The sequence below is a fragment of the Vibrio makurazakiensis genome, assembly GCF_050337375.1.
Lineage (GTDB): Bacteria > Pseudomonadota > Gammaproteobacteria > Enterobacterales > Vibrionaceae > Vibrio > Vibrio makurazakiensis.
The window spans coordinates 1-8727 of sequence record NZ_JAKJSW010000177.1 but is presented as its reverse complement, the minus strand read 5'-3'; the positions used below and the strand labels follow the sequence as shown (position 1 = coordinate 8727).

Genomic DNA, 8727 nt, shown 5'->3' with positions numbered 1-8727 from the left:
ATTTTGGTCATTCCGTCTAATGGTTGCTTGTGGCTTTATCATGTTGTTTGTATTCGGTGCTGCGTTTGTTCAAACATGTCGTCAGAAGATCGAGCAGAAACCATGGGTACTTAAAGCGGCGCTATTCTCAATTCCATTACCTTGGATTGCGATTGAAGCTGGTTGGTTTGTTGCTGAGTTTGGTCGTCAACCTTGGGCGGTTGGTGAAATCCTGCCAGTTAACGTTGCTGCGTCAGCATTGACTATCGAACAGCTTTGGACTTCATTATTTGCGATTCTTGCACTATACACAGTGTTCCTAATTGCAGAAGTTTACCTAATGCTGAAATTCGCACGTAAAGGTCCAAGTAGCCTTAAGACTGGCCGTTACCACTTTGAACAAGAAGCTAACTCTGTAGAAGACAAAGTTAGTCGCTCTGTCGAAGCATAAGTGAGGGAATAATATGTTTGATTACGAAAGCTTACGACTTATTTGGTGGGTATTGATCGGTGTTCTACTGGTTGGTTTCGCAGTAACTGACGGCTTTGATATGGGCGTTGCAGCTCTTTCTCCTGTTATCGGTAAGAGCGACACTGAACGTCGTATTATGCTGAATACTATTGCCCCTCACTGGGATGGCAACCAAGTATGGTTAATTACGGCTGGTRGTGCATTGTTTGCTGCATGGCCACTGGTTTACGCGACGTCTTTCTCTGGTTTCTACTTTGCAATGTACGTGACTCTAGCGGCACTTTGGTTACGCCCACTTGCTCTTGATTACCGTTCTAAGATTGAAGAGCCAAAATGGCGTAAGGCGTGGGACTACGCACTTTGCTTTAGTGGTACGGTACCGCCAATCATTTTTGGTGTGGCATTCGGCAACTTAATGCAAGGCGTCCCATTTGACCTGAACAATCTAATGATGTCTCAGTACCATGGCTCGTTCTTCGCGCTACTAAACCCGTTTGCATTGTTATGTGGTGTGTTGGCTCTGATGTTGTTTGTGATGCAAGGTGCAACATGGCTTCAAATGAAGACTACAGAAGAACTGCACCGCCGTGCTCGTAACGTTGCTCAGATCACAGGCCTAATTGCTATTGCTCTGTTCGTTATTGGTGGCTTCTGGGTTCAATCTATCGAAGGCTATGTTATTACGAGCACGATAGATACGTTTGCAGACTCTAACCCATTAAACAAAGAAGTATCACTTCAAGTGGGGGCGTGGATGACAAACTTCGAAACGTATCCAGCAATGTGGGCTGCGCCGATCCTTGGTGTAGCAATGCCACTACTAGCTGTGATTGCATCTCGCTTTGAGCGTGGTGGCTTCGCATTCTTGTTCTCTAGCCTATCTAACGCTGGTGTTATTTTAACGGCTGGTTTTGCAATGTTCCCATTCGTAATGCCGTCAAGTCTAAACCCTAACCACAGTTTGACTATGTGGGATTCAACAGCAAGTGAGCTAACGCTTGGTCTTATGACTGGAGTTGCGGCGGTAATGGTTCCTGTAATTCTTGGCTACACAACTTGGACATACTACAAAATGTTCGGTCGTCTAGATAAGAAACACATTGAAGACAATGACGTTTCAGCTTATTAAGCCGAAAGTTTAAATTACTTAGGAGAACGTTTATGTGGTATTTCGCATGGATTTTGGGTGTACTTCTAGCATGTGCATTCGGCATCATTAATGCTCTTTGGTTAGAGCACTCAGAAATGATGGACAAAGACAGTGAGTAATCTCACTGAGCAAGTAAGTAAACTGCATGCTCCTGCTGATAAAACGCTATTGCGCGTTTTATCACTGGTGCTTGGCTTCATGCATGTTGGTTTAGTCATGTGGGAGCCAAATGCTTACTCTGTAGGTATTGGCGGATTTAATGCGGTGATTGCGCCACTATTGATCTGGGCGGTATGTTCTAGCATGGTATTTGGTGTGGGTTTTAAGCCAATAGCATGGTACTGGCAGCTTCTGTTTAGCCCGTACTTCTCACTATCAATCTTGCTCTACCTGACATTTGCCTATTTTTTATAGGAAAATATTGGTCGGTTTGTAATCTAATTGAGGCTATCTTATCCAGATAGCCTCATTTTTTATACTCAATTCAAAAAATCAGTCGCCCTCTTGTAGCATTGTCAAAGACTTGCGTTATAGTGATATCTTTGTTGATTTCTACAGTGGTATCAATTTGTCGGGATGTTCTGAACCTTTCAAGTGGCCTGTAACGGTCTATTACGAAGATACAGATGCAGGAGGAGTGGTCTACCATTCCAATTATCTGAAGTTTTTCGAAAGAGCTCGAACTGAGTTATTGCGTTCGGTTGGTGTGTCTCAAAATATTCTTCTTGAACAAAACATCGGCTTTGTTGTCCGACACATGGATATTGATTTTGTCCAAGGTGCTCGGCTTGATGACCAACTGCAAGTCATTACGACTATCTCTGAACTTAAACGAGCTTCTCTTATATTCTGTCAGGAAATCGTAAATCCTGATGGCCAAGCATTGTGTAAAGCAATGGTTAAGGTAGCATGTATCGACAATCAAAAGATGAAACCCAAAGCAATGCCAACTTTTATCCGTGCGGAGTTAACTAACAGTGACAGCTGATATTTCAATTTTAGACCTTATTCTTGACGCGAGTTTACTTGTAAAACTTGTGATGTTGACTCTTATGGGGATGTCAGTTTTATCATGGGCCATGATTATTAAGCGCAGTAAAGTGCTTTCAAAGGCCACGAAAGATACTGAAGTATTTGAAGATAAGTTTTGGTCAGGTGGCGATTTAGCTCAGCTTTACCAAGAAACAAACAAGCGTAAAGATGAACTTTCTGGCACTGAAGAAATCTTCTACGCAGGCTTCACCGAATTTGCACGCTTACGTAAAACGAATGCAGCTTCTCCTGACTTTATTATGGAAGGAACAGGTCGAGCAATGCGCGTATCTGTTGCTCGTGAAGTTGACGAACTAGAAACCAACTTGCCATTTTTAGCAACGGTCGGCTCTATCAGTCCATACATTGGTTTGTTCGGTACGGTTTGGGGCATCATGCACTCATTCATCGCTCTTGGACAAGTTAAACAAGCGACACTAGCAATGGTTGCTCCCGGTATCGCAGAAGCACTTATTGCAACTGCTATGGGGCTGTTTGCGGCTATTCCAGCCGTTATGGCGTACAACCGATTCAGCAGCCGAGTTGGTAAACTTGAACATAACTACGCGACATTCTCGGAAGAGTTCCACAGCATCCTTCACCGTCAAGCAATGGCGGGAAGGGACTAATCAATGGCAGGATACCAACCTAAAAAGCGTAAGATGACAGCTGAGATTAACGTCGTACCTTACATCGACGTTATGCTGGTATTGCTGATCATCTTCATGGTGACTTCACCCTTTGTTACACAAGGGGTCGACGTAGAATTACCAAAAGCTTCAACCGCGAAATCAGCACAAGAGATGGGTGATGAAAACTCTAGCTTTATCATTGTTGAAGTAGATAAAAACGGTAAGCTCGGTTTAAGCGTTAATAATGAAGACGTTCAACGTGGCTTGTCTCTTGAAGACATTATCGTTCGAGTTAAGGCTGAGTTGTCAATTAACCCAAACTCACCAGTCGCCGTGGGTGGTGATGCCGCTACTCCATATGCAGAAGTGGTACTGTTACTTGATGAATTAAGCCGTGCGGGAGTTCCTAAAGTCGGCTTATTAACGGATATAAGGGAATAGCTCCGTAGCACTCATGAAAGATACTAAGAAAAATCAAAAGAGTACTTATGGTAAACCTCTTGTTATCTCAATAGGCCTCCATCTCATTCTTGCCATCGCTTTACTATGGGGCGCAGACTTTAATATGTCTAAGCCTGAGCCTAGCGGGCAGATGGTTCAAGCGGTTGTTATTGACCCTCAGCTAGTTCGAGATCAAGCAAACCAAATTCGTCAGCAAAGGGAAGCCGCAAGTAAGAAAGAGCAGGATCGTTTAGATAAGCTTCGACGAGAGACTGAGCGTTTAGAACGTAATCGAAAAGCTGAAGAAGAGAATATTCGTAAGCTCAAAGAACAACAAGCTAAAGACGCGAAAGCGGCACGTGATGCTGAAAAACGTCGTGTAGAAAAGCAAAAACAACTCAAAGCTGAAGAAGCTAGAGTAAAGAAAGAACAGAAAAAAGCGGCAGAAGCCGAAGCGAACCGTAAGGCTAAAGAAGCTGCAGTAAAAAAAGCAGAGCAAGAACGCCTAGCTAAACAGGCTGCAATCGCTAAAGCTGAAAAAGAACGTTTAGAGAAAGAAAAGGCTGCGAAAGCGGCAGAAGAAAAAGCTCGTAAAGAGAAAGAAGCAGCTGCACGTGCGGAAAAAGAACGTATAGCGAAAGAAAAAGCAGCGAAGGCAGCAGCGGAAAAAGCCCGTAAAGCAAAAGAAGCTGCAGCTCGTGCTGAAAAAGAGCGTAAAGAACAAGAAGCGGCGCTTAATGACATTTTTGCTGGCTTAGAGTCTGAGTCTTCTCAGAATACTTCAGCAAGGCAACAGTTTGTTGACTCTGAAGCTGCTCGTTATGGTGCGATTTACACTCAATTGATCCAACAAAATCTATTAATTGAAGATAACTTTCGTGGTAAGTCTTGTAAGGTCAATTTGAAATTAATACCGACAGGTTCGACTGCCATTTTGGGTAGTTTAAGTTTATTGGATGGTGATAACCGCTTATGTGCTGCGACAAAGCGTGCAGTTGCACAAGTGAAATCATACCCATTACCAAAAGACCCTGATGTCGTAGCGTCATTAAAGAATATCAATTTAACTGTATTACCAGAGTAAAAGGACTAACCAGTGTTAAAGAAACTATTACTTAGTTTTGCATGCGTAGTAGCGATGAGCAGCCAAATGGCGAATGCCGCCTTGGAGTTGGTGATTACAGATGGCATAAACTCAGCGCGCCCAATTGCAATCGTCCCGTTTAAGTGGGAAGGAAATAAAGCACTACCTCATGATGTTTCAGCAGTTATCGCTTCTGATTTACAACGTAGTGGTAAGTTTAGCCCTGTAGCTACAAACAAAATGCCTCAAACTCCTTATAGTGAAGCCGAAGTTAATTTTGATGCTTGGACTACATTGGGCGTTGATTCACTACTTACCGGAACGATCACTGAAAATGCTGAAGGTCAGTACGTTGTAAACTACCAATTAATTGATATCGTTCGTGGTCAATTAACGCAAGGTCAAAGTAAAGCTCTGAGTGATGAAGGGCAATTAGTTCTTTCTAAAGATCACGTTTTGTTTAACAAGAAAGCGACGGTTCCAGGACCACGCTTACGTGAATATGCTCACCGTATTTCAGATCTTGTTTACGAAGAGTTAACTGGTGAAAAAGGGGCGTTCTTAACTCGCATTGCTTACGTAGTGGTAAGTGATAAAGATAAATACCCATACCAACTTCGCATTGCTGACTACGATGGTTTCAACGAAAGATTAGTTCTTCGTTCTAAGCAGCCATTGATGTCTCCTGCATGGTCACCGGACGGTAAGAAGCTCGCATATGTGAGTTTCCAAAACGGCCAGGCAGAAATTTTCATTATGAATATTTACACGGGTGAGCGAGAGAAGTTAACTTCATACCCTCGTCACAATGGTGCGCCAAAATTCTCTCCTGATGGGAAGTCTTTGGCACTGGTACTATCTAAAACTGGTAGCTTACAGGTTTACACTTTAGATCTTGCTAGCCGCAAATTGACTCAAGTTACCCGTGGCCGATCAAACAATACCGAACCATTTTGGCACCCTGATGGCAAATCACTAATATTTACGTCTGATCGTGGTGGTAAACCTCAGATATATAGAGTAAATTTGGCAAGTAATTCGACAAATCGTCTGACTTGGCAAGGCAGCCAAAACTTAGGTGGTCAAATTACACCTGATGGCCGATTCCTCATTATGGTTAATCGTAGTAATTCAGGATTCAATCTTGCTAAACAAGATTTAGAAACCGGTGCTGTTCAAGTGTTAACAAAAACACTATTGGATGAGTCACCAAGCATTGCTCCAAATGGTGGCATGGTTATTTATAGCTCTATTTTTAATAAAACAAACGTCCTTTCAATGGTTTCTATTGATGGCCGATTTAAAGCTAGATTACCAGCAACAAATGGGCGTGTTAGAGCCCCATCATGGTCACCGTTTTTATAGTGTTCACAGTCAAAAACTAAGTTTGAAAACGTAAGGAAAAATAAGATGCAACTGAATAAAGTTCTAAAAGGCTTAATGATTGCACTACCAGTAATGGCAGTAACAGCATGTAGCTCAAGCGATGACGCAACTTCTTCAACTTCTGGTACTGAGACTAACCAAGCGACTGCTGGTTCTGAAAACTCAGTAGATACAACAGTAGTAACGCCAATTGATGCGAATGCACAACTTTCTGAGCAAGAGCTAAAAGAGCAAGCGCTACGCGAAACTCAAACAATTTACTTCGCATTCGATAACTCAACTATTGCTGGTGACTACGAGCTAATGCTTTCTGCACACGCTGCTTACCTAGTTAAGAACGTTGATATGCAAGTGACTATTGAAGGCCACGCAGACGAGCGCGGTACTCCAGAGTACAACATCGCTCTTGGTGAGCGTCGTGCACAAGCTGTAGCTCAATACCTACAAGCTCTAGGTGTTCAAGCTGACCAAATCTCTATCGTAAGCTACGGTGAAGAGAAGCCACTTCTTCTAGGTCAATCTGAAGATGTGTACGCTAAAAACCGTCGTGCAGTACTAGTTTACTAATCTTAGTAATCTATCCAATTGAGGAATTGCCTCATGTTCAGTAACACTAAGCGAGTAGTTACGCTTACGTTACTGGTAAGTGCAGCGAACCTAGCGTTCGCTGCACCCGCTCCAGTATCTGATATCGGTAACTCATCCGCGACATCTACGTCTACCACAACGACTCGTTCGGCTTCTAATGAAACTGATATTCAGCGTTTAGAACGCTTACTTCAAAATCGAAACCGCGTGCAATTGCAAATGCAAACGCAAATGGATGACATGGCTTTGGAGATTAGTGAACTACGCGGGCAGTTAGAAAGAAATAGCTATGATATGCAGCAGATGCTTGAGCGTCAGCGTGAGCTATTTATCGAACTTGATCGTGTTCGTAGCGAAGTTAAGAATTCTAGTGTAGCAGCTGTACCAGCGACAGATGCAAACACGCCAAGTGAACCGACAGGAACCTTCAGTTCCGATGTCGATGAACAAACTGCATACCAAAATGCGGTGGATATGATCTTAAAGCAAAGGGACTATACTGGGGCGATTGTCGCTTTTCAGAAGTTTCAGAAAGACTATCCAAAATCCACATTTACACCGAACTCTCACTATTGGTTAGGCCAGCTTTATTTTGCTAAAAAGCAAGATGTTGATGCAGTGAAGAGCTTTGCCGCGGTAGTCGCGTATAAAGACTCTAATAAACGAGCTGACGCATTAGTTAAGTTAGGTGATATCGCTTCTCGGAACAATAACGCCGAACAAGCGAAAAAGTATTATCAGCAGGTTGTAGCGGAGCACCCGAAGAGTGCATCTGCGAAAGTTGCGAAAACTCACCTATAATGAGTTAAATACCTAGAGGCGCTTACAGCGCCTCTTTTTTGTTTGTAATATCTTTCCCGTTTCAACTCGCTAAGAATCCTTTTTGATCCCTAGGGGTGATCAGGTGTAGAATGCTCGGATTATCAGAAGTTGCATAGAGCAAAAGCAATGAGCCACATTCTAGACAAAATCGACACTGTATACCCATTCCCGCCTAAGCCAGTGCCTCTGACACAAGATCAGAAGACAGCGCACCTTGCTAACATCAAGAAACTGTTGCAAGAAAAAGACGCAGTATTAATCGCGCACTATTACACAGATCCTGAAATTCAGGCATTAGCTGAAGAAACGGGTGGCTTTGTTGGTGACTCGCTTGAAATGGCTAAGTTCGGCAACCGCCATGACGCAAGCACTCTGATTATTGCTGGTGTTCGCTTTATGGGGGAATCGGCAAAAATCCTGACTCCTAAGAAACGCATCTTAATGCCGACACTTGAAGCTGAGTGTTCATTAGATCTTGGCTGCCCAGCTGATAAATTCTCTGAGTTTTGCGATGCGCACCCAGATCATACAGTGGTTGTATACGCTAATACGTCTGCTGCTGTAAAAGCTCGTGCTGATTGGGTGGTAACATCAAGTATTGCGCTTGAAATTGTAGAAAGCCTAGACGCAGAAGGTAAACCAATTATTTGGGGACCAGACCGCCACTTAGGTTCTTACATCGCGAACCAAACAGGTGCTGACATGCTGCTATGGCAAGGTGAGTGTATTGTTCATGATGAGTTCTCTGCAGATGCATTGAAAAAAATGAAATCGGTATACCCAGACGCTGCCATTCTTGTTCACCCTGAATCACCTGCTAGTGTAGTTGAACTTGCTGACGCGGTCGGCTCAACAAGCCAGCTAATCAAGAAAGCGAAAGAGCTTCCTCAGAAGCAAATGATTGTTGCGACGGACAAAGGCATCTTCTTTAAGATGCAGCAGTTGGTTCCAGAGAAGGAACTAATCGAAGCTCCAACCGCTGGTGCTGGTGCAACGTGTCGTAGCTGTGCTCACTGTCCTTGGATGGCAATGAATGGTCTAAAGGCTATCGAGACTGCTCTAGAGCATGGTGGTGAAGAGCATGAGATCTTCGTTTCAGAAGAGCTACGTGTTAAATCACTGATTCCATTGAATCGTATGC

Annotated in this window: 12 protein-coding genes; all 12 read left to right on the top strand. The window is 43.4% G+C overall.

Annotated features, from left to right (window positions below; genetic code table 11):
* The coding region (locus L4C33_RS16770) for a cytochrome ubiquinol oxidase subunit I (protein ID WP_428813557.1) at window positions 1-430 on the top strand (430 nt) is incomplete at its 5' end.
* 13 nt (window positions 431-443) lie between these two features.
* Entirely contained in the window at window positions 444-1580 is a 1137-nt protein-coding gene (cydB, locus tag L4C33_RS16765; RefSeq protein ID WP_428813556.1) for a cytochrome d ubiquinol oxidase subunit II, read from the top strand.
* Between the two features lie 32 nt (window positions 1581-1612).
* Complete coding sequence (gene cydX / locus L4C33_RS16760) at window positions 1613-1720, top strand: cytochrome bd-I oxidase subunit CydX (protein ID WP_000270284.1); 108 nt, start codon at window positions 1613-1615, stop codon at window positions 1718-1720.
* Window positions 1713-2015, top strand: a complete 303-nt coding sequence (gene ybgE, locus L4C33_RS16755; RefSeq protein WP_428813555.1) for a cyd operon protein YbgE — start codon at window positions 1713-1715, stop codon at window positions 2013-2015. Before cydX ends, ybgE begins: the two co-directional genes overlap by 8 nt.
* Window positions 2016-2169: 154 nt before the next feature.
* Window positions 2170-2589, top strand: a complete 420-nt coding sequence (ybgC, locus tag L4C33_RS16750; protein WP_428813558.1) for a tol-pal system-associated acyl-CoA thioesterase — start codon at window positions 2170-2172, stop codon at window positions 2587-2589.
* Complete coding sequence (gene tolQ, locus L4C33_RS16745) at window positions 2579-3262, top strand: protein TolQ (RefSeq protein WP_428813554.1); 684 nt, start codon at window positions 2579-2581, stop codon at window positions 3260-3262. Before ybgC ends, tolQ begins: the two co-directional genes overlap by 11 nt.
* 3 nt (window positions 3263-3265) lie before the next feature.
* Window positions 3266-3706, top strand: a complete 441-nt coding sequence (tolR, locus tag L4C33_RS16740; RefSeq protein ID WP_428813553.1) for a protein TolR — start codon at window positions 3266-3268, stop codon at window positions 3704-3706.
* A 13-nt stretch (window positions 3707-3719) separates the two neighbouring features.
* The gene (tolA, locus tag L4C33_RS16735) at window positions 3720-4790 is read left to right on the top strand and encodes a cell envelope integrity protein TolA (RefSeq protein ID WP_428813552.1); all 1071 of its coding nucleotides are present in this window, start codon (window positions 3720-3722) and stop codon (window positions 4788-4790) included.
* 12 nt (window positions 4791-4802) lie between these two features.
* Window positions 4803-6155 (top strand): Tol-Pal system beta propeller repeat protein TolB, encoded by a 1353-nt coding sequence (gene tolB / locus L4C33_RS16730; protein WP_428813551.1) that lies wholly within the window; start codon window positions 4803-4805, stop codon window positions 6153-6155.
* A 45-nt stretch (window positions 6156-6200) separates the two neighbouring features.
* On the top strand, window positions 6201-6743 hold the full coding sequence (gene pal, locus L4C33_RS16725) for a peptidoglycan-associated lipoprotein Pal (RefSeq protein ID WP_428813550.1): 543 nt from the start codon (window positions 6201-6203) through the stop codon (window positions 6741-6743).
* Between the two features lie 33 nt (window positions 6744-6776).
* Window positions 6777-7565 carry a tol-pal system protein YbgF gene (gene ybgF, locus L4C33_RS16720; RefSeq protein ID WP_428813549.1) on the top strand — a complete coding sequence of 263 codons (789 nt, stop codon included), beginning with the start codon at window positions 6777-6779 and terminating at the stop codon, window positions 7563-7565.
* A 147-nt stretch (window positions 7566-7712) separates the two neighbouring features.
* Window positions 7713-8727, top strand: a 1015-nt coding sequence (gene nadA / locus L4C33_RS16715) for a quinolinate synthase NadA (RefSeq protein WP_428813548.1), incomplete at its 3' end; no start/stop codon positions are given.